17 protein-coding genes and 1 pseudogene are annotated in these 19,765 nt (G+C 69.1%); 5 read left to right on the forward strand and 13 right to left on the reverse strand.

Features of this window, described 5'->3' with window-relative positions; translation table 11 throughout:
* Positions 1-125 precede the first annotated feature (125 nt).
* The 3 genes from ACWDO5_RS20985 to nsdA all read right to left on the reverse strand — a co-directional run bounded on the left by ACWDO5_RS20985 (position 126) and on the right by nsdA (position 3,601).
* Positions 126-464, reverse strand: a complete 339-nt coding sequence (locus ACWDO5_RS20985) for a P-II family nitrogen regulator (protein ID WP_450531847.1) — start codon at positions 462-464, stop codon at positions 126-128.
* A complete protein-coding gene (locus ACWDO5_RS20990; RefSeq protein WP_450531849.1) occupies positions 461-1,819 on the reverse strand; it encodes an ammonium transporter in 1,359 nt (452 codons plus the stop codon). The genes ACWDO5_RS20985 and ACWDO5_RS20990 overlap by 4 nt, the downstream gene beginning before the upstream one ends.
* Positions 1,820-2,125: 306 nt before the next feature.
* Positions 2,126-3,601, reverse strand: coding sequence for a transcriptional repressor NsdA (gene nsdA, locus ACWDO5_RS20995; RefSeq protein ID WP_450531850.1), 1,476 nt, complete (start codon positions 3,599-3,601; stop codon positions 2,126-2,128).
* Positions 3,602-4,030: 429 nt separating this feature from the next.
* Here nsdA and ACWDO5_RS21000 point away from each other — a divergent pair, with 429 nt between their 5' ends.
* Positions 4,031-4,684, forward strand: a complete 654-nt coding sequence (locus ACWDO5_RS21000; protein WP_450531851.1) for a bifunctional DNA primase/polymerase — start codon at positions 4,031-4,033, stop codon at positions 4,682-4,684.
* A gap of 98 nt (positions 4,685-4,782) precedes the next feature.
* Here ACWDO5_RS21000 and ftsY read toward each other — a convergent pair whose 3' ends face one another.
* Complete coding sequence (gene ftsY, locus ACWDO5_RS21005) at positions 4,783-6,006, reverse strand: signal recognition particle-docking protein FtsY (RefSeq protein WP_450531852.1); 1,224 nt, start codon at positions 6,004-6,006, stop codon at positions 4,783-4,785.
* A gap of 174 nt (positions 6,007-6,180) precedes the next feature.
* Between ftsY and ACWDO5_RS21010 the strand changes: the two genes are divergently transcribed.
* Together ACWDO5_RS21010 and ACWDO5_RS21015 are read left to right on the forward strand one after the other, a co-directional pair.
* Positions 6,181-7,626, forward strand: coding sequence for a cytosine permease (locus ACWDO5_RS21010; protein ID WP_450531853.1), 1,446 nt, complete (start codon positions 6,181-6,183; stop codon positions 7,624-7,626).
* 264 nt (positions 7,627-7,890) lie between these two features.
* A pseudogene (locus ACWDO5_RS21015) lies at positions 7,891-8,133 on the forward strand (LLM class flavin-dependent oxidoreductase); the annotation flags it as partial.
* Between the two features lie 79 nt (positions 8,134-8,212).
* Here ACWDO5_RS21015 and ACWDO5_RS21020 read toward each other — a convergent pair.
* The 4 genes from ACWDO5_RS21020 to ACWDO5_RS21035 form a co-directional block, all read right to left on the reverse strand.
* Positions 8,213-9,634 (reverse strand): sugar porter family MFS transporter, encoded by a 1,422-nt coding sequence (locus tag ACWDO5_RS21020; protein WP_450531854.1) that lies wholly within the window; start codon positions 9,632-9,634, stop codon positions 8,213-8,215.
* 237 nt (positions 9,635-9,871) lie between these two features.
* Complete coding sequence (gene smc / locus ACWDO5_RS21025; RefSeq protein WP_450531855.1) at positions 9,872-13,426, reverse strand: chromosome segregation protein SMC; 3,555 nt, start codon at positions 13,424-13,426, stop codon at positions 9,872-9,874.
* Positions 13,427-13,585: 159 nt separating this feature from the next.
* Positions 13,586-13,804 carry a hypothetical protein gene (locus ACWDO5_RS21030; RefSeq protein ID WP_215097132.1) on the reverse strand — a complete coding sequence of 73 codons (219 nt, stop codon included), beginning with the start codon at positions 13,802-13,804 and terminating at the stop codon, positions 13,586-13,588.
* A gap of 391 nt (positions 13,805-14,195) precedes the next feature.
* Entirely contained in the window at positions 14,196-14,477 is a 282-nt protein-coding gene (locus ACWDO5_RS21035) for an acylphosphatase (RefSeq protein WP_450531856.1), read from the reverse strand.
* Between the two features lie 150 nt (positions 14,478-14,627).
* Here ACWDO5_RS21035 and ACWDO5_RS21040 point away from each other — a divergent pair, with 150 nt between their 5' ends.
* Both ACWDO5_RS21040 and ACWDO5_RS21045 read left to right on the forward strand, forming a co-directional pair.
* Positions 14,628-15,437 carry a CAP domain-containing protein gene (locus ACWDO5_RS21040; RefSeq protein ID WP_450531857.1) on the forward strand — a complete coding sequence of 270 codons (810 nt, stop codon included), beginning with the start codon at positions 14,628-14,630 and terminating at the stop codon, positions 15,435-15,437.
* Positions 15,385-15,780, forward strand: a complete 396-nt coding sequence (locus ACWDO5_RS21045; protein WP_450531858.1) for a winged helix-turn-helix transcriptional regulator — start codon at positions 15,385-15,387, stop codon at positions 15,778-15,780. Before ACWDO5_RS21040 ends, ACWDO5_RS21045 begins: the two co-directional genes overlap by 53 nt.
* Here ACWDO5_RS21045 and mutM read toward each other — a convergent pair.
* The 5 genes from mutM to ACWDO5_RS21070 all read right to left on the reverse strand — a co-directional run bounded on the left by mutM (position 15,744) and on the right by ACWDO5_RS21070 (position 19,693).
* A complete protein-coding gene (gene mutM, locus ACWDO5_RS21050) occupies positions 15,744-16,613 on the reverse strand; it encodes a bifunctional DNA-formamidopyrimidine glycosylase/DNA-(apurinic or apyrimidinic site) lyase (RefSeq protein ID WP_450531859.1) in 870 nt (289 codons plus the stop codon). The genes ACWDO5_RS21045 and mutM overlap by 37 nt on opposite strands.
* Positions 16,614-16,737: 124 nt before the next feature.
* A complete protein-coding gene (gene rnc, locus ACWDO5_RS21055) occupies positions 16,738-17,619 on the reverse strand; it encodes a ribonuclease III (RefSeq protein WP_450531860.1) in 882 nt (293 codons plus the stop codon).
* 19 nt (positions 17,620-17,638) lie between these two features.
* Positions 17,639-17,812, reverse strand: a complete 174-nt coding sequence (gene rpmF / locus ACWDO5_RS21060) for a 50S ribosomal protein L32 (protein ID WP_026165248.1) — start codon at positions 17,810-17,812, stop codon at positions 17,639-17,641.
* Between the two features lie 2 nt (positions 17,813-17,814).
* The gene (locus ACWDO5_RS21065; RefSeq protein ID WP_450531877.1) at positions 17,815-18,453 is read right to left on the reverse strand and encodes a YceD family protein; all 639 of its coding nucleotides are present in this window, start codon (positions 18,451-18,453) and stop codon (positions 17,815-17,817) included.
* A gap of 148 nt (positions 18,454-18,601) precedes the next feature.
* Positions 18,602-19,693 carry an ATP synthase F0 subunit B gene (locus tag ACWDO5_RS21070; RefSeq protein ID WP_450531861.1) on the reverse strand — a complete coding sequence of 364 codons (1,092 nt, stop codon included), beginning with the start codon at positions 19,691-19,693 and terminating at the stop codon, positions 18,602-18,604.
* Between the last annotated feature and the right edge of the window lie 72 nt (positions 19,694-19,765).

The raw sequence follows: 19,765 nt of genomic DNA on the forward strand, positions 1-19,765 counted from the left end.
GCCGAGCGGCCCGAGCTCCATGGCCCCATGCGGCGGCACCGGACATGACGCGAAGAGGCCGCCTCGCGGGCGGCCCGACGGCACATCCAGGCTCGTCACCCAGCAGCTCCTGTTCTGTTGAGCGTTTACAGCGCGTCCGGGCCGCGTTCGCCGGTCCGCACCCGTACCGCTGCCTCGACCGGCACGCTCCACACCTTGCCGTCACCAATCTTGCCCGTACGGGCCGCCTTGACGACCACATCGATGAGCTGTTCCGCCTCGTCGTCCTCGACCAGTACCTCTATGCGGATCTTCGGCACCAGGTCGACGGTGTACTCCGCACCGCGGTAGACCTCGGTGTGACCTCGCTGGCGGCCGTATCCACTGGCCTCCGTGACCGTGAGCCCCTGGACTCCGAAGGCCTGCAGGGCCTCCTTGATCTCGTCGAGCCGGTGTGGCTTCACGACTGCGGTGATGAGCTTCATGCGTCCACCTTCTTGGTCTTGGCCGCAGCTGCAACGGAGTCGCCCGGGGCGGGCGCGGCCTTGCGGGAGCCGGCGCCGCCGCCGGCACCGCTGAAGTCGTACGCCGTCTCGGCATGCTCATCCTGGTCGATGCCGGAGACCTCGACGTCCTCGTCGACCCGCATGCCGATCGTCTTGTCGAGGACGAAGGCGAGCAGCGCCGATGCCACCAGAGAATAGGCCAGTACAGCGCCGACACCGACGGCCTGCTTGCCGAGCTGGTCGAGGCCGCCGCCGTAGAAGAGGCCCTTGGCGTCGGACTGGACGCCGCCGGTGGCGAAGAAGCCGACGAGCAGCGAGCCGGCGACACCGCCGACGAGGTGAACGCCGACGACGTCGAGGGAGTCGTCGTAACCGAACTTGAACTTCAGGCCGACGGCCATGGCGCAGAGCACACCGGCGATGGCGCCGACGGCGATCGCGCCGAGCGGGCTGACCGCACCGCCGGACGGGGTGATGGCGACCAGACCCGCGACCGCGCCGGACGCGGCGCCGAGGGTGGTGAAGGCACCGTGGCGGATCTTCTCGTACGCCAGCCAGGCGAGCATGGCGGCCGCGGTGGCGACCTGGGTGTTGACGAACATCACCGCGCCGACACCGTCGTCGTTGCCCAGCCACGAGCCGGCGTTGAAGCCGAACCAGCCGAACCACAGCAGACCGGCGCCGAGCATCACCAGCGGCAGGCTGTGCGGCCGCATCGGGTCCTTCTTGAAGCCGACACGCTTGCCGATGACGAGGATCACGCCAAGGGCCGCGGCACCGGCGTTGATGTGGACGGCTGTGCCGCCCGCGAAGTCGATGACGCCCATCTCGAAGAGCCAGCCGCCCGCGCCCCACACCCAGTGGGCGACCGGGAAGTAGACGACGGTGACCCAGAGCGCGACGAACAGCGCCCACGCGGTGAACTTCACGCGGTCGGCGAGCGCACCGCTGATCAGCGCGGGCGTGATGATCGCGAACATCAGCTGGAAGACAGCGAAGACGTACACCGGGATGGTGTAGCCGTCCCACAGTTGGGTGAGGCCGAGGCCGCTCAGCCCGACGTAGTCGGCGCTCCAGCCGATGATGGAGCCCTTGTCGGTGCCGAAGGCGAGGCTGAACCCGTACAGCACCCACAGGATGGTGACGATCCCGAGGCTGATGAAGCTCATCATCAACATGTTGAGGGTGCTCTTGACCCGGACCATGCCCCCGTAGAAGAAGGCAAGGCCCGGCGTCATGATCATCACCAGGGCGGAACAGATGAGCATGAAGCCAGTGTTGGCGGCAGACAGTGTGGGGGCGTCTGCGGCAAGCGTCGAGATGCCTTGAGGCATCGGCGTCTCCTCGTCGTCGGTGCGGCCGCGTGCGGGCGAAGCCTGTGCGGAAATGTGGGCCGGTTATGCGCCCTGAGGTTGGCGCAATGCCGTTTCCGCCGATGCCGCACGATGTTTCGCCACAGTGACGAAGAGGTCCGGTGTGTTACGCGCCTATGAACAGGTAGGTCGGGTGGGAGGGTCGGGAGTACCCTCTGCGGACATCACCAGCCGACCGCGACGCCTACCCTGCTGACCTGGCACGGGGGAGCCGAGTCGGGTTGTCCGGGGTGAGCGTCGCGGCCGGGGCCTGGTGACGCCGCCCGCTCAGACCGCTTCCGCGGTCTCGGGCAGCTGGGACGTCAGCTGGTCGGTGAAATGGGCGACTTCGGCCACGTCGCCGAAGTCCCGGGCCGCCGTGTCGACGGTCTTGCGCAGCCGCGTGTTGACCCGCTCGGAGCGCACCCGCTTGGCGATCTTGAGCGCCTGGCCGGCCAGCTCCGTGGACTGCTCGGGCTCCCTCTTGAGGAGATGGACTGTGGCCATGCCGACCAGATTGAGTGCGTACGACCGGTGGTGCTCTTCGTCCTGGCCGAAGAGCTCGACGGCACGCCGCATGACCGGCTCGGCGAGCGACGCGTAGGTGGGGCTGCGGCCCGCCACATAGGCCAGGTCGCGGTACGAGTGGGCGTTCTCTCCATTGAGCTCGGCCTCGGAGAAGAAGCGGATCCAGTCGGGCTCGGGCTCGCCGTCGAGACCGGCGTCGACGAAGGTTTCCTCGGCCATCCGGACGGCTCGCTTGCACTTGCTGGGCTGGCCCATGTTGGCGTAAGCGCGGGCCTCCATCGCATACAGCATCGCCTGAGTGCGGGGGGTCGCGCAGTCGCGGCTGCCGTACTGCGCGAGATGGACGAGCTCCAGGGCGTCGTCGGGCCGCCCGAGGTGGATCATCTGGCGGCTCATGGAGGACAGGATGTACGAGCCGAGGGGCTTGTCGCCCGCCTCCTTGGCGGCGTGCAGCGCGAGCACGAAGTACTTCTGCGCGGTGGGCTGCAGGCCGACGTCGTAACTCATCCAGCCGGCCAGCTCAGCGAGCTCGGCGGCGCACTTGAACAGCCGATGTGCGGTGGCCTGGGGCTGCGGCTCCTGCAGCAGATCGGTGACTTCGTGCAGTTGGCCCACTACGGCCTTGCGTCGCAGCCCGCCGCCGCACTGCGCGTCCCACTGGCGGAACATCGCGGTGGTGGACTCCAGCAGGTCCAGCTCGGGCTTGGAGAGCCGCGATGCCCTGCGCAACGCGGCGAGGGGCACCTGCTGCCCCGGCTCACCGGCCGGGGAGGGCACCAGCCAGCGCTGCATCGGCTCGACGAGTGCGGGTCCCGCGGCCAGGGCGAGCGAGGTCCCGAGGAAACCGCGCCGCGCCAGCATCAGGTCGCTGCGCGAGAACTCGCTGAGCAGCGCGACGGTCTGGCTGCCCGCCCAGGGGAGATCCACCCCGGACACCGCGGGTGACTGATGCACCGAGCGCAGTCCGAGGTCCTCGATGGCGACGACGGTGCCGAAGCGCTCGGAGAACAGCTCGGAGAGAATGCGCGGAATCGGCTCGCGCGGCTGCTCGCCGTCGACCCAGCGGCGTACGCGCGAGGTGTCGGTGCTGATGTGGTGTGCGCCCATCTGGCGCGCCCGGCGGTTCACTTGGCGCGCGAGTTCGCCCTTCGACCAACCGCTGCGCACGAACCACGAGCTCAGCTGCTCATTCGGGCGCTTGCCGGTATCCGTACCGCTTGCGCCGCTGCCGCCCACTGGAACGCCCCCATCCGCTGAAGCCCTTTGTCGCCCCGAACCCTTACCAGAATCCCGTGAGTTGAGACCATCCGTGCGGAGGTTGCGCCCTACCGAACAGGGATCCGAGTTGCCCCCGGCATACCCGCGGGTGCGCAATGCTCCAGGTTCCGTGTACTGAAAGTAATCCCACGATCACTCCTCTCGCGAGTGCAATTGCAGAAACGCCACCATTCGCCACCCCTTCGAATGAACCCCCTTGCCGTCGGGCGCGATTCACTTGACATATGACGATCAGGATGCGGCGGAGCGGTGGACGCCCAGGCGCGCGGCCTGGTCCGCACCACCCCTCGCGCCACTGTGCGCCACCGGACCTTTACGGTTGCGACGCAGTGTCACGAGGAGACTTCGGGCCGTAACCACCGGCGATTCAGACCCGTTGGAGGGGGCATGGGCTTCACGATCGGCGGCATCCGGGAGATGCGGTCCGGCTCACGGCGCCGTGGCCGCACCACTGAATGCACAGTGGTGGCCGAGTACACAGGGCTGTGGGGCTGGGACGTGGCGCCGGGGGCGCGAGCGGCGGCCGGTGAATGTTCCTGCGGGGCGGCGGACTGCGCGTCCCCGGGGGCCCATCCACTCGACTTCGCTCCCGAGGTGCCCGCGGGCGCGACGCTGGACGAGGTCACCAAGGCGTTGTCGGGGGTGCCGGGCGCGTCGCTGTTGCTGCCGGTCGGCCGCACCTTCGACATCCTCGACATCGCCGCCCCGGCCGGCCGCCGCGCGCTGGTGCGCCTGGAGCGGATGGGGCTCCCGATCGGCCCGGTGACGGCCACGCCGGACGGCCGCTGCCAGTTCTTCGTCGCCCCCGGCGCCGCCGACGAACTCCCGGACCTGCTCTACCGGATGGGCTGGGACGACGCGGACCTGGACCTGCACTGCCTGGGCCCGGGCGCCCACATCACGGCCCCGCCCTCCGACCACGCGGGCCTGGGCCCGGCCGGCTGGCTGCGGCCCCCGTCCCTGGACACGGCGTCGGCACCGCCGCAGGCGCGTCTGCTGCTGGGCACGCTGGCGTACGTCTGCCACCGCCTGCGCCCGTAAGGGGAATGTCCTCAAACGCCGGACGGGCTGGAAAACCAGCCCGTCCGGCGATCGAGGGGTCAGGGGGCCCCGTTACGGGTAGAGGCAAGGGGAAACTCCTAGTCGCCGATCAGCGCGTCGACGAACGCCTCCGGCTCGAACGGCGCCAGGTCGTCCGGTCCCTCGCCCAGGCCCACCAGCTTCACCGGCACGCCCAGTTCGCGCTGGACCGCGATCACGATGCCACCCTTGGCCGTGCCGTCCAGCTTCGTCAGCACAATGCCGGTGATGTCCACGACTTCCGCGAACACCCGCGCCTGCACCAGACCGTTCTGACCCGTCGTGGCGTCCAGAACCAGCAGGATCTCGTCCAGCGGTCCGTGCTTCTCGACGACGCGCTTGACCTTGCCGAGCTCGTCCATCAGGCCCGTCTTGGTGTGCAGCCGGCCCGCCGTGTCGATCAGTACGACGTCGGCGCCCTCGGCGATGCCCTCCTTGACCGCGTCGAACGCGATCGACGCCGGGTCGCCGCCCTCCGGGCCGCGCACCGTGCGCGCGCCGACCCGCTCGCCCCAGGTCTGGAGCTGGTCCGCGGCCGCCGCGCGGAACGTGTCCGCCGCGCCGAGCACCACGGAGCGGCCGTCCGCGACGAGCACTCGCGCCAGCTTGCCGGTCGTCGTGGTCTTTCCGGTGCCATTGACGCCGACGACCATGATGACGCCAGGGGTGTCCAGACCGCTCTCGGTCTTCACCGCGCGGTCGAAGTCGGTGCCGAGCAGATGCAGCAGCTCCTCGCGCAGCAGGCCGCGCAGTTCGTCCGGCGTACGCGTGCCGAGCACCCTCACGCGCTCGCGCAGCCGCTCGACCAGCTCCTGGGTCGGCGCGACGCCCACGTCCGCGGTGAGCAGGGTGTCCTCGATCTCCTCCCAGGTTTCCTCGTCGAGGTTGTCTCGGGACAGGAGCGTGAGCAGCCCCTTGCCGAGCGAGTTCTGGGACCGGGCGAGGCGGGCGCGGAGCCGGACCAGACGGCCGGCGGTCGGCTCGGGGGTCTCGATCTCGGGGACCGGCGGCGCCGCGACGACCGGATCCTCGACGGCGGCCGGGGTCTCGACGGCCTCGGCGGCGGCCGGGAGGTCGACCTCCTCGATCGTGCGGCGTGGCTCTTCGACCGTCGGCGCCGCGTCCTCACCAACCTGAGGCTCGGCGGGCGGGGCAGTGATGGTCGGCGTGCTCGACGGCGCCGAGGGCGGCAGCTGCTTCTTCTTGCGGCTGCTGACCACGAGCCCGCTGATCGCGCCGACCGCGACCAGGGCGATGACTACAGCAAGGATGAGGATTTCCATAACGCACCCAGTATCGGCCACGACCGCTCACTCGCAGCAGCTCCGAAGGATCCCACAAGGACCTGGGACCCCATTTGGACCTTTTATGAGGTATGGGCGATGCTGATTGTTCTGGCCCTCCGCCGGCCGGCCCCTCTGCCCCGGCGTCTCCCCACCTCTGTACGGAGCTCTTCCATGCCCCACGCCTCCGAAGGCGCGATAGAGACCCGTGGCCTCGAACCCGTCCCCGACGGCGAGCGCACCGGCCACGTACGCGAACTCTTCCCCACCTGGGTCGCAGCCAACATCAGTGTGCTGCTGCTCACGATGGGCGCGGGCCTGATCGTCTTCAACGGCCTGAACTTCTGGCAGGTGCTGGTCGTCGGAGTCGCTGCGCCCCTCGTCTCGTACGGGATCGTGGGTCTGATCTCCATCGCCGGCAAGCGCGGCGGCTCCCCCGGCATGGCCCTGTCCCGCGCGGTCTTCGGCCAGCGCGGAAATCTCTTCCCCGGCTCGCTCATCTGGGTCGCGCGGTGGGGCTGGGAGACGATCAACGCGGTCACCGGCGCGTATGCCGTGCTGACCGTGCTGGATCTGCTCTTCGGCGTCAAGAGCAACACCGCGCTGATCGTGGTCACGCTGCTGCTCTTCGTCGCCTGTACGTTCCTGGTCTCCGGACTCGGCATCAACGCCCTGCGGATGTGCAGCAAGTGGTCGACCTATCTCTTCGGCGCGTTCAGCGTGCTGGTGCTGGTCCATCTGGTCGCGAACACCGACTGGGCCGCAGTCTTCGCCAGGCCGGCCGGGTCGACGGCAATGATGGTCGCGGGTATCGGCACCATCGCGGCGGGCGGCATCAGCTGGGTCCCCTCCGGCCCGGACTTCACCCGCTACCTCCCGCGCGCCGCCTCCGGCGGGGCGATGGTCGGCTCGACAGTCGGCGGCGCCGGGATCGTCGTACTGCCGATGGTGCTGATGGGCGCAGTGATGGCGGTCTCGACGCCGGATCTGGCGAGCGCCACCGACCCGGTCGCGTTCATCGGCCAGATCCTGCCGATGTGGATCGCGGTTCCGTATCTGCTGATCGCGCTGGTGGGCATGGTGCTGATCAACTCGTTGTCGATGTACTCGGCGGGCTTCACCGCGCAGACCCTGGGCATCAAGGTCCCGCGCGCCTGGGCGGTCAGCGTGAACGCCGTCATCAGCCTGGTCTTCGGCTTCCTGCTGATGGCGGTGGCGACCAGCTTCATCGGCTCGTTCATCTCCTTCCTGACGCTGCTCGCGGTGGCGTTCTCGGCGTGGATCGGCGTCTTCGGCGTGGACATGCTGCGCCGGTGTACGTACGACGGCGAGGCCCTGATGGACACCACGCGCACGAGCGCCTACTGGTACCGGGGCGGCTTCGCCCGGCGGGCGATGACGGCGTGGGCACTCGCGCTGCTGGTCGGTCTGCTCTTCACCAAGGTCAACTGGTTCGCCGGTCCGCTCGCCTCGACCTGGATCGGGAGGAACGGCCTGGGCTGGGCGGCCACGATCGTCGTCTCGGCGGTGCTGTACGCGGGACTGCCGCGCACCCGGTCCGCGGCGCCCGAGCAGATCCCGACCGCCCCCGTCGCAGAACCCGAGTCCGCGACTCTGTAAATCTGACTCTTCGTCAGCTACCGTCCCTCTTCGCTGTCCGTTCAGCCCGCCGACCTGTTCTTCGGCCGGGGGGTCCGGGGGTTGTCCCCCCGGGAAGACACAGCACACCCGGCGGAGGGGGACGTCGTTCCCATGACTTTCACAGAGGCCCGCTTCAATCTCGTCGATCCCGACGCGACGCCCGAGACTCTCGCGGCTCGCTACCGCGCCGCCCTGGAGATGGCCGCGTACGCCGACGACCCCGGCGTCGACACGATCCAGACCGAGGAGCAGATGTACGCCTCCTGGCAGTCGAAGGACATCCGCTCCGCGGTGCGCTCCAAGGCGACCACGGTCGAGGAGCTGCGCGACAAGGGCGTGTACCGGATCGTCACGCCGGACGAGTGCGTGGCGCTCGGCGGGGACAGTCTGGTGCTGCATCCGCTGTGCGGCGGCATGCCGGTGGACGAGGGCTGGCGCAGCCTTCAGCTCTTCGCCGAGAGCGTGCTCCCCCGGCTCACGAGCTGAGCCTGCCCGGCGCACACGTACTGCCCCGGCTCACGCGCTGAGCCGGGGCAGTTCCGTAGCGAGGAGAGGGCAGCGGGGATTAGCCCATCTCCTCCAACGCCTTGCCCTTCGTTTCCGGCACCCACTTGAGGATGAAGGGGATCGAGAGCAGGGCGAAGAATGTGTAGATGACGTACGCGCCCGACAGATTCCAGTCCGAGAGGGTCGGGAAGGTCACGGTGATCAGCCAGTTGGCGATCCACTGGGCCGAGGCGGCGACACCCAGCGCGGCGGCGCGAATCTTGCCCGGGAACATCTCGCCGAGCAGCACCCACACCACGACGCCCCAGGAGAGGGCGAAGAAGAGCACGAAGAAGTTGGCGGCGAAGATGGCGACCGTGCCCTGGAGGCTGGGCAGCGAGACCTCGCCGCCGACCTCGGTCTTGTACGAGAAGGCCCAGGCGGCGAGACCCAGCGAGATCGCCATACCGACGGAGCCGATGAGCAGGAGCGGCTTGCGGCCGATCCGGTCGACGAAGATCATCGCGATCACCGTGCCGATGATGTTCACGATGGAGGTCTCGAAGGAGTAGAAGAACGAGCTCTCCGGGTTGATGCCGACCGACTGCCACAGCGAGGAGCTGTAGTAGAAGATCACGTTGATGCCGACGAGCTGCTGGAAGACGGAGAGACCGATACCGATCCAGACGATCGGCAGGAAGCCGAACCGGCCGCCCAGAAGGTCCTTGAACGACGGCTTGTGCTCGTGCCGCATGTTCTCCTCGATCTCCGCAACCCGGACGTCGAGGTTCACTGCCTTGCCCTCGACGTCGAGCAGGACCTGGCGCGCCTTGCCCTTGCGGCCGACGGAGATCAGGAAGCGCGGCGACTCGGGGATGACGAAGGAAAGCAGCCCGTACAGCAGGGCCGGAACGACCATGACGCCGAGCATCCACTGCCAGGCTTCCAGTCCGCCGATCTTTCCGCGCTGCTCGCCATCGGCTACCTGGATGATGGCCCAGTTGACCAGCTGCGAGACGGCGATGCCGATGACGATGGCGGCCTGCTGGAACGAGGCGAGCCGGCCGCGGTAGGCGGGCGGCGAGACCTCGGCGATGTAGGCGGGGCCGATGACCGAGGCCATACCGATGGCGACACCGCCCAGGACACGCCACATGGCGAGGTCCCAGAGGGTGAACGGGAGGGCCGAGCCGACCGCGCTGACCGTGAACAGGGTCGCGGCGATCTGCATGACACGGATACGGCCGATACGGTCGGCGATGCGGCCCGCGGTGGCGGCGCCGATGGCACAGCCGATCAGCGCGGCGGCGATGACCTGGGCGAGGGCCTCGGGGCCGACGTCGAAGCGGCCCCGGATGGCGACGACGGCTCCATTGATCACCGAGCTGTCGTAGCCGAAGAGGAAACCGCCCATTGCGGCCGCGGCCGCAATGAAGATGACGTGGCCGAGATGCTCAGGCCTGGCCTTACGGCCTTCGGGCAACTGCGGTGTGCTGGTCACGTGTACTCCTGGGGCCGCCCGGCAGCGGCGCCGGACGTGGGGGGCGAGCCCTTCAAGTGGCGCACAAGATCACGCCGCCCACCACTTGAAGGTAAAAGCAACGTTGCAGAGACTATTCGTTCAAGTTTCGAAGTCAAGACCGCCCTCCGGATCAACCGAACGGCATCCCAGGTCATCTCGCGTTCAAGTTTTGAAGATCAAGTGAAGACGGGGTGACCGCGATCGTGCGGTGTCAACTCAGCGGAGTCGCTGGCTGATCACCTTGGAGACCCCGTCACCCTGCATGGATACGCCGTAGAGCGCGTCCGCGACCTCCATCGTCCGCTTCTGGTGCGTGATCACGATCAGCTGCGAGGACTCCTGGAGCTCCTGCATGATCCGGATCAGCCGCTGGAGGTTGGTGTCGTCGAGCGCCGCCTCGACCTCGTCCATCACATAGAACGGGCTCGGCCGGGCTTTGAAGATCGACACCAGCAGCGCTACGGCGGTCAGCGACCGCTCGCCGCCCGACAGCAGCGAGAGCCGCTTGACCTTCTTGCCCGGGGGCCGCGCCTCGACGTCCACGCCCGTGGTGAGCATGTTGTCGGGATCGGTCAGAATCAACCGGCCCTCGCCGCCCGGGAAGAGCCGCGAGAAGACACCCTCGAACTGGCGGGCCGTGTCCCGGTAGGCGTCGGTGAAGACCTGCTCGACACGCTCGTCGACTTCCTTGATCACCTGGAGTAGGTCGGCCCTGGTCTTCTTCAGGTCTTCAAGCTGCTCGGAGAGGAACTTGTGGCGCTCCTCCAGCGCGGAGAACTCCTCAAGAGCAAGCGGATTCACCTTCCCGAGCTGCTCATACGCCCGTTCGGCGGACTTGAGCCGCTTCTCCTGCTCACCCCGTACGAAAGGTTTCGGCTGGTTGCGCGGGTGCGCAGGGTCATCGGGCAGGTCCTCTCCCTCGGCGGGCGGTGACGGCGGCACCAGCTGGTCAGGCCCGTACTCCGCGATCAGCCCGGCCGGTTCCACGCCGAGCTCCTCCAGAGCCTTGGTCTCCAACTGCTCGATCCGCAGCCGCTTTTCCGCCCCGAGTACCTCGCCGCGGTGAACTGAATCCGTGAGTTTGTCGAGCTCGCTCTTGAGGTCGCGCCCCTGGTTGCGGGCTGCGCTCAGCTCCTGTTCGCGCTCGGCCTTGGCCGCCTCGGCCGCGACCCGCTCCGCCTCGGCCCGCACCAGCGAAACCTCGACATGCGCCAGCAACTGGCGGGCACCGCTCGCCACAGCGGAAGCGACCTCCGCCTCGTGGCGCAGCCGGGCGCGCCGCTGTTCGGCGCGCGCCCGTGCCTCGCGCTCGGCGCACGCTCCCCGGTCGAGTGCGTCCGCGCGCCCCGCGAGCCCCTTGACGCGCTCCTCGTGCGTACGGACCTGGAGGCGGGCCTCCATCTCGGTCTGGCGGGCGTTGGCACCGTCGGCGGCGAGCCGGTCCCGTACATGCGTATCGGGCTCCTCCTCGATGGGAGCCTCCTCGGCGACGAGCAGTCGCTCGGCCAGCTCCTCGGCCTCCTCCCGCGCCCGCTCCAGCGCCTCCTGCGCCCTGGCGACGGCCGCGGTCGTCCGCTCGGCCTCGCCCACAGCGCCGCGGGCCTGCCCGGCGAGCCGTCCCAGCTGCCCCGACACGGCCGACTTCTCACGGTCGGCGGCCCGGCGGCGCTCCCCCAACTCCTCCACCAGCGCGGCACATTCACGGCGACGCCCGGTGGCCTCCTGCTGGGCGGCGGCCAGCTCCTCGCACTGGACAGCCAGCTCCTCCAGCTCGGCGGCCGCCTCGTCGACAGATGCCTGCACCTCCAGCAGGCTCGGCGCTCCGGCGGAACCGCCCTGCGCGAAGTGCGCCCCGAGGACGTCGCCTTCGGCGGTCACGGCGGTGAGTTCGGGCTGCGAGTAGACCAGATCCTCGGCGTCCTCCAGCGTCCCGACGACGACCATGCCCCGCAGCAGCCGGCGCACGGCGGGCATCAGCTCATCGGGCCCGCGCACCAGATCGGCGGCGTACGCGGGCCCGTCCGCGCGCCGCGTCGGCGGTACGGATTCGGGGGCGCCGCCCAGCAGTATTGCCGCGCGCCCCGCGTCCGTCTTGCGGAGCAGCCGCAGCGCCTCGGCGGCGGTCGCCGGGGCCGACACGGCGACGGCGTCCGCGGCCGCGCCCAGCGCCGCCGCGACCGGCACCTCATAGCCGGGAGCCACGGTGAGGAGCTCGGACGCCGGGCCGAGCAGGCCGCTCAGCCGGTCCTGCGCGGCCAGCAGCGCACCTGTGCCGTCCTTGCGGCGCAGGCCCAGGGCGAGCGCCTCGCGGCGGGCGGCCACGGCCGCGCGTTTGCGTTCGGCGGTGGTGAGGGCCTCGCGGGCCGCGCTCAGTGCCGCCTCCGCTTCCGCCAGTTCGCGCTTGGCCGCGTCGTGCTGATCGCCGAGCGCGGAGTCGTCGGCGTCGAGCCCGTCGACCTCAGCCTTGAGCTGCTCGTACTCCTCCTGGGCGGACACAGCCCGCTCCTGGGCCCCGTCGCGTGCGGCGGCCAGCCGGTCGATTTCGGCCTGCGCCGATCCGGCCCGCGAACGGGCGGCGTTGACCTGACCGCCCAGGCGGGCCAGTCCCTCGCGCCGGTCGGCGATCGACCGCGCGACATCCTTGAGCCGCCGCTCCTCGACGGCCAGTTCCCGCTCCAGCTCGGCGCGGTGCGCGACGGTGTCCTCCAGCGCGCGCTCGGCCGCCTCCAGCGCGGCCTCGAGCTCGGCCTCCTGCTCGCGGATCCTGGCGGCCTCACGCTCCATGTCCTCGGGGTCGCGGCCGCGCCGCTCGTCCGCGGGCGCCGCGGTAGCGCTTTTCACCCGCGCGTCGGCCAGCGAGATCGTGCCGCGCACCCGCTCGGCCAGCTGGGACAGCTCGTACCAGCCCTGCTGCGCCTGCTGCAGCCGCGGCGCGAGGCGCCGTACGTCGTCCTCCAGGTCCGCCTCACGGCTCAGCGCCGCCTTGAGCTCCGCCTCGGCGGCGTCCTTGCGTTGCTTGAGCGCGGCCTCGTCGGCGATCTCGCCGCGCAGCGCCTCCCGCAGCCGTACGAGATCGTCGGCCAGCAGCCGCAGCCGGGCATCGCGCAGATCGGCCTGGATGACGGCGGCCCGCCGCGCCACGGCGGCCTGCCGCCCCAGCGGCTTGAGCTGCCGGCGCAGCTCGTCGGTCAAGTCCTGTACGCGGGCGAGGTTGGCCTGCATCGCGTCGAGCTTCCGCAGCGCCTTCTCCTTGCGCTTGCGGTGCTTGAGGACGCCGGCGGCCTCCTCGATGAAGGCCCTGCGGCCCATCGGATCGGCGTGCAGTACGGAGTCGAGCTGGCCCTGCCCGACGATGACGTGCATCTCGCGGCCGATGCCGGAGTCGGACAGCAGTTCCTGGATGTCGAGGAGCCGGCAGGTGTCGCCGTTGAGCTGGTACTCGCTACCGCCGTTGCGGAACATGATCCGCGTGATGGTGACCTCGGCGTAGTCGATGGGGAGCGCGCCGTCGGAGTTGTCGATGGTGAGGGAGACCTCGGCGCGGCCGAGCGGGGGCCGCCCGGTCGTCCCGGCGAAGATGACGTCCTCCATCTTCCCGCCGCGCAGCGATTTGGCTCCCTGCTCACCCATGACCCAGGAGAGCGCGTCCACCACATTGGACTTGCCGGAGCCATTGGGCCCCACTACACAGGTGATGCCCGGCTCGAACCGCAGCGTGGTGGCGGAGGCGAAGGATTTGAACCCGCGCAGGGTCATGGCCTTGAGGTGCACGCCGCCGGACTCTACCTTTCCCTCTCGGTTTCACCCATGAAGGTGCAGGGCACATCAGACGTTAAGAGAAGCACCGTAGGAGGCGGGGGGCAAAGAAAGAAGGGACGCCGAAGCGTCCCTTGCATATCTTGCGCGATGTATCTCCAGAGATCGCCGTGCTCAGGTGAGCGCAGGCTCCGCCTGGGGTACGTCGATGTCGATGCCGTCAAGCAGCGACTCTCCAGGGTGCTGAGCGACAGCAGCGTTGAGCGCGTCGTTCTCGGACTGAATCCGTACAAGCTCGGATTCGAGGTCCTGGACGCGCTGCTGAAGCCGTCGCATCTCGGCGAGGAGTCGCGGGTCGGAACCGCCGACGTAACCGAGAAGCGCCTTTGCCATGATGGATGGTCCTCCACACTGAGTGACCGACCGAAGCGGTGTGGGTCGTGAGGGATTCGCACCCGCGGTGTTCGACAGTGCTTGTTACTGCTGATATTGCTGCGATTCTTACTGCCAAACAGCTAAGGTGCGCGGGGACTTCCAGCGTCTCACCAAAAAGTTTGACGGTCAACACGATCACGCCCCGCATCAACGGGCAAACCCGGGCGCGTCCGGCCGCGAAACGTGCGGCGGAGCCTCATCTGCGGGGCCCTTGGGGCGTAGAGATCATTGTTACTGGCGCAGCCTGGCACGACAAGCCCTTCTTGGCAACCACCAGGTCATTCCGCCAAAGGCAGGTGCCTGCGGCATGCGTTTTGGACCGCCGCGGCGACGGAATCTCCTGTGATCTTCAGCGGATCGCGAAGTCCTCGTAGTCCCCGCGCGGAGTGCCCCAGATCTCAGTTACACCGTCGACCTGCCCGGGTGTGTCGCCGGAACGCAGCCACTCCAGCAAACGGTGGCAATTCTCACGTGACCCCTCTGCCACAACCTGCACTCTGCCGTCGTCGAGATTGACCGCGAATCCCGTAAGGCCGCCGATCTCCAGAGCATTTGCCCTGGTGAACCAGCGGAAGCCCACTCCCTGTACCCGGCCGCGTACCCAGGCGGTGAGCCGTGCAACATCATCCATGGGTGCACGCTAACCGGCCACTTCCTCTCTGGGCACTTCGCCCCCATGCGTCATGGCGTACAGTCCGGTCGCAATGAGCTCACCCGTATGGGTGAGTCTGCTTTGATATTTGACCGTCGAGCATCGTCGAGCATGAGGAAGGCACTGCAGATGGGACGCCATAGCCGGAAGAAGCGGGCAACTGTGCCCGTGCGCACCGGGTTGCTCGGTGCTTCCGCAGCCATGGCGGTAGGGGCCGTTGCCGTCGCGTCCGGCTTGGTGCCGGACGGCGACAAATTCAACGTCAGCGGCGGCAGCGAGTCGAGCGGGCAGGTACGCACCGAGGGCTCGGCGAAGCTGCAGACGCAGGGCAACGCGAGCCCCGAGCCGACGAGCGGGGCCTCGGCCTCCGCGAGCCCGAGTGCCACCCGCCCGCAGGCCCCGTCGAAGACCCCCTCCCCCACGCCTACCAAGCCGTCGGCGACGCCCTCGAAGCAGACGAAGGCCCCGGAGAAGCGGAAGGAGAGCAGCGCGCCTCCGCCCCGTACCGAGACGCGCACCTCCGACCGTCCGTCCGAGCAGGCCAAGCCCGTGGCCCCGGGCGCTGAGGCCGTCGAGGCCGAGGTACTCAGCCTGGTCAACAAGGAGCGCGCGAAGGTGGGGTGCAGCCCGGTGCGGTCCGATGCCGCACTGGCGGATCTCGCCGGGGACTTCAGCGACGACATGGCCGCGCGTGGCTTCTTCGACCACACGGACCCCGGAGGGGCGACCCCCTGGGACCGTGCCGCAAAGGCGGGCGTGCAGGGGCTCGGCGGCGAGAACATCGCCCGCGGGCAGGCCGACGCAGCCGCTGTGATGAACTCCTGGATGAACAGCGACGGTCACCGCGCGAACATACTCAATTGCGCCTACAAAACGCTGGGCGTCGGTGTGCACCTGGGTGACGGCGGCCCCTGGTGGACCCAGGACTTCGGCTTCTGAGGCCCTGCATTTCACTCTCTCCTGGTCAGCGCTGCGCCGGAGTAAGGTGGCCGTCATGGGCGACGGCCACCCCTTCGACGTCAACGAACTGCGGCGGCGCGTCGACGGCGTGAGCGAGAAGATGCTCTCCCAGACACTGCACGCCCTGGAGCGCGACGGCCTGGTGCACAGGGACGCACAGCCCACGAGTCCACTGCGGGTGGACTATGACCTGACTCCGCTGGGACGCGCCGTCGCCGAGCGGCTGCTCGGGCTGATCTACCTGGTGGAGGGCCGGATGACCGAGGTGCTGGCAGCTCGCGAGCGTTACGACAGCGTGCGCGTCAGCCGTGGCGGCCGCTGACAGCGCGGGCAGAAGTAGCTGGACCGGTTCATCCAGGGGCGTCGGCGCACGGGTGTGCCGCAGCGACGGCAGGGCTCGTCCTCTCGCCCGTAAGCGTCCAACGACCGGTCGAAATAGCCTGATTCGCCGTTCACGTTCACATAGAGGCTGTCGAAGCTGGTACCGCCGACGGCCAGGGCCGCGTTCATCACGTCCCGTACATGATGGAGCAGTTCGGTCGAGCGGGGGCGTGTGAGGGTCGCGGTGGGGCGCTCGTAGTGGAGCTTCGCGCGCCACAGCGCCTCGTCCGCGTAGATGTTCCCGACCCCGCTGATCAGCGACTGGTCCAGCAGCGCGCGCTTGACCGTTGTACGGCGCAGGCGCAGCGCGGTGTGGAAGGCCGCGTCGTCGAAGGCCGGGTCGAGCGGATCGCGCGCGATGTGCGCGATGACGTCGGGCAGCCCCTCGGGGGTGTTGTCGTGCAGCGAAAGACCGCCGAAGGTGCGCTGGTCGACGAAGCGCAGCTCGGTGCCGAGGGGGTCGTCGAAGCGGATCCGGATCCGCAGATGCTTCTCGTCGGCGGCGTCCTCGGGCTGGACGAGCAGCTGCCCGCTCATGCCCAGATGACCGAGGATCGAGGCGTCCGTGTCCGCGAGCGGCAGCCAGAGGTACTTGCCGCGGCGGCGGGCGATGCCGACGCTATGTCCCTTGAGACGCGCCGCGAAGTCCTCGGCGCCGGCCGGATGGCGACGGACCGCCCGCGGGTGCAGGACCTGCACCTCGGCGATCGTACGGCCGCTGACCCAGCGCTGGAGTCCGCGACGTACGACTTCGACCTCGGGCAGCTCGGGCACGGGGCTCCTTCGGGCAACTCTCACGGTGATGCCCGCAGCGTACCGCTGTGCCGGACGACGAAACCGGTGAGGCCCCTGCGCTCCAGGGGGAGCGAGGAGCCTCACGGGAAAGCGGAACGTCGACTCAGGCCGTGGCCCGGTCCGCGGGTTGCGGGGTCGAAAGGATGTCGGCGACCCCTCCGTCGGACTCGTCGGCGGCGTCGGACGCCTCGGGCGTCGCGTCGGCCGCCGCCTCGGCTTGGTCCTTCGCCGCGGCCAGGCGCTCGTCCGCGGCGGCACGGATCTCCCGCCAGGCGGACTCCGCCGCCTGCTGCTCCGCCTCCTTCTTGCTGCGGCCGGTGCCGGTGCCGTACGAGACACCACCGACGCGGGCGGCAGCAGTGAAGGTCTTCTCGTGGTCCGGGCCGGTCTCGGTGACGAGATACTCCGGGACTCCGAGCCCCTCGGCGGCGGTGAGCTCCTGGAGGCTGGTCTTCCAGTCCAGGCCCGCGCCAAGGTTCGAGGACTTCTCGATCAGCGGATCGAAGAGCCGGTGCACCAGCTCCGACGCCGCCTCGAGGCCCTGGTCGAGATAGACCGCACCGATCACCGCTTCCAGGGTGTCGGCGAGGATGGACGCCTTGTCCCGGCCACCCGTGCCCTCTTCGCCCCGGCCGAGCCGGATGAAGGAGCCGAGTTCAAGGCCGCGACCGACCTCCGCCAGCGCACGCGAATTGACCACCGCGGCCCGCAACTTGGCCAGCTGGCCTTCGGGCAGGTCGGGGTGGGTGCGGTACAGCGTGTCGGTGACCACCAGACCGAGCACCGAATCCCCGAGGAATTCGAGCCGCTCATTGGTGGGCAGACCGCCGTTCTCGTACGCGTACGAACGGTGGGTCAGCGCACGCACCAGAAGGGCGGACTCTAGGTGATACCCGAGCCGCCCTTCCAGAAGCGTGTGGGACGAGGCTGCGTTGGCTGTGTTTACTGCGTCTGCCTGCTTCTTGGCATTGGACAGCTCAGACATCGGGCCTCTCACCAGCCGCTCAGACCTCGAGGACCTGGCGCTTGTTGTAGGTGCCGCAGCTCGGGCACGCGATGTGCTGCTGCTTCGGCTCCTGGCAACGCTCACACGAAACCAGGGTGGGGACCGCAGCCTTCCACTGCGACCGGCGGTGGCGCGTGTTGCTGCGCGACATCTTCCGCTTCGGAACAGCCACGGCTACTTCTCCTGCTTCTCGTCGACGCCCGCATCGGCGCCGCCCATGTTGTCCTTCTCGCCGTCCTGAATGGTCTCGGCGAGTCCCTGCAAAGCCGCCCAACGAATGTCGACGGCGTCGTGATGGTGATCCGGGTTCTCGTCCAGCCTGACCCCGCACTGGGGGCACAGGCCGGCACAGGTCTCCCGGCACACCGGCTGCATCGGCAGTGCGAGCACCACCGCATCACGCAGCACGGGCTCGAGGTCGAACAGGCCGTCCTCGAGAAAGAGCCTGTCCTCGTCCTCGGCGTCGTCGACGGGTTCCGCAGTGCGACTGCGGCCCCGGTCGTCGGCGTCGGGGTACGTGAACATCTCCTGGAAATCCGCCGCAGCCTCCTGGCGCAACGGCTCCAGACACCTTACGCACTCCCCCTCGGCCGATGCACGCGCGGTGCCTGTGACAAGCACACCTTCCATGACCGACTCCAGGCGGAGGTCGAGCTCCACGGGCGAGCCCAGAGGCACTCCGATGACCCCTTCGATACCGAAGTCCTTGGGGGCCGGGACCGAGCGGGTCAGCCGCTGGAGCGCACCAGGACGCCGCCCCAGCTCGTGTGTGTCGAACACGAGGGGGTTGCGGTGGTCGAGACGCGTGCTCAGGGCTTTTCCTGCTTTCGGTTCGTGCGGAGGGGCCGTCCCGATTCGGATACGAAGCGGGCAGCCGAGATCGCGAAACTACGCGCGACCGAAGAGCCAGGATACTGGACGGGCCGCTGTAGACCCAATCCGGTGCTTCCGGGCGGCTTCCTCAGCGCCCCTGCTCATAACGGCGCAGCTGCTCGAGGTCGATCATGCTGGTGTCGAACAGGCTGGTCTCGTCGAGGGCCGCGCCCTGCTGCTGGACCTGCTGCTGGTGCTGGTCCTGCTGCTGCACCGGCTGCTGGTAGGCGTACGGGTCCTGCTGGACGTACTGCTGGTCGTAGCCCTGCTGCTGGTACGCGGCGTACGGATCGGTCTGATAGCCGGCGTACGCCTCCTGCGGCTGGTAGGCGTACGGATCCTGCTGCGGGACCTGGGCCGGGATCTGCGGTTGCGGCTCGGCCTGCGGCTGGTACTGGTGCTGCGGCTGGACCTGCGGCTGCGGCTGGACCTGCGGCTGCGGCTCGGCCAGCTCCGCGAGACCGGCCAGATAATCCGCGTCGCTCGCGTGCTGCTGCGGGCCCGCCGCGTCCTGGGCGGCCATGTGCTCACCGAGGGCGTCGCTGGTGGTCCGGCCGTGCAGCTTCTGGCGGCCGCGGCCGACCGCGTCACGGGTCTTGGAGAGCACCGCTTCGAAGGCGCCGAGCTTGGCGTCGACGTACTCGTCCGCGCGCTGGATGAGTGTCTGCGGGTCCGCGCTGTACTCCGGGGCGTCGTCCTCGGCAGGGTCGATGTAGCCCTGCTCGTCCAGGCCGGGGCCGCGGCCGAGCAGCTTCTCGCGGCCGCGGTCGACGGAGCCGATGGTCTTGGTGAGGACAACCTCGAAGTTGGCGAGCTTGGAGTCGACGTAGTCGTCGGCCTCGGCGCGGATCTCCTCGGCCTCCCGGCGGGCCTCGGTGAGGATGCGTTCCGCCTCGTCCTGGGACTGGCGGGCGACCTGCGTGTCCGAGATCAGCGAGCCGCGCTCGGCGTGGGCGCTCTCGATGATCCGCTCGGCCTCCTGGCGGGCCTGCTCGACCAGCTGCTCACGGCCGCCGATCAGCTCCTGGGCCTGGGCCAGGGATCCCGGCAGGGCCTGCCTGACCTCTTCGAGCATGGCGAGCAGCTCGGCGCGGTTGACCACGCAGGAGGCCGACATGGGCATGGACCGGGCGTTCCCGACCGCCTCGACGATCTCGTCGAGCTTCTTTTGGACGTCCACCGTGTGTTCGCCACTCTCTACAGCTGATGGGAGACGGACGCAACGACTGTACGGGCAGTCGGCGCCCGCCCG

The sequence above is a fragment of the Streptomyces sp. NPDC000880 genome (assembly GCF_053599675.1).

Bases quoted from the DNA above. Each gene is read 5' to 3' on its own strand.
- ACWDO5_RS20990 (WP_450531849.1), bottom strand. From the start codon at position 1,819: ATGCCTCAAGGCATCTCGACGCTTGCCGCAGACGCCCCCACACTGTCT.
- ACWDO5_RS21000 (WP_450531851.1), top strand. From the start codon at position 4,031: ATGGGCTTCACGATCGGCGGCATCCGGGAGATGCGGTCCGGCTCACGG.
- ACWDO5_RS21010 (WP_450531853.1), top strand. From the start codon at position 6,181: ATGCCCCACGCCTCCGAAGGCGCGATAGAGACCCGTGGCCTCGAACCC.
- rnc (WP_450531860.1), bottom strand. From the start codon at position 17,619: ATGTCTGAGCTGTCCAATGCCAAGAAGCAGGCAGACGCAGTAAACACA.
- ACWDO5_RS21030 (WP_215097132.1), bottom strand. From the start codon at position 13,804: ATGGCAAAGGCGCTTCTCGGTTACGTCGGCGGTTCCGACCCGCGACTC.
- ACWDO5_RS20985 (WP_450531847.1), bottom strand. From the start codon at position 464: ATGAAGCTCATCACCGCAGTCGTGAAGCCACACCGGCTCGACGAGATC.
- ACWDO5_RS21040 (WP_450531857.1), top strand. From the start codon at position 14,628: ATGGGACGCCATAGCCGGAAGAAGCGGGCAACTGTGCCCGTGCGCACC.
- ACWDO5_RS21035 (WP_450531856.1), bottom strand. From the start codon at position 14,477: ATGGATGATGTTGCACGGCTCACCGCCTGGGTACGCGGCCGGGTACAG.
- ftsY (WP_450531852.1), bottom strand. From the start codon at position 6,006: ATGGAAATCCTCATCCTTGCTGTAGTCATCGCCCTGGTCGCGGTCGGC.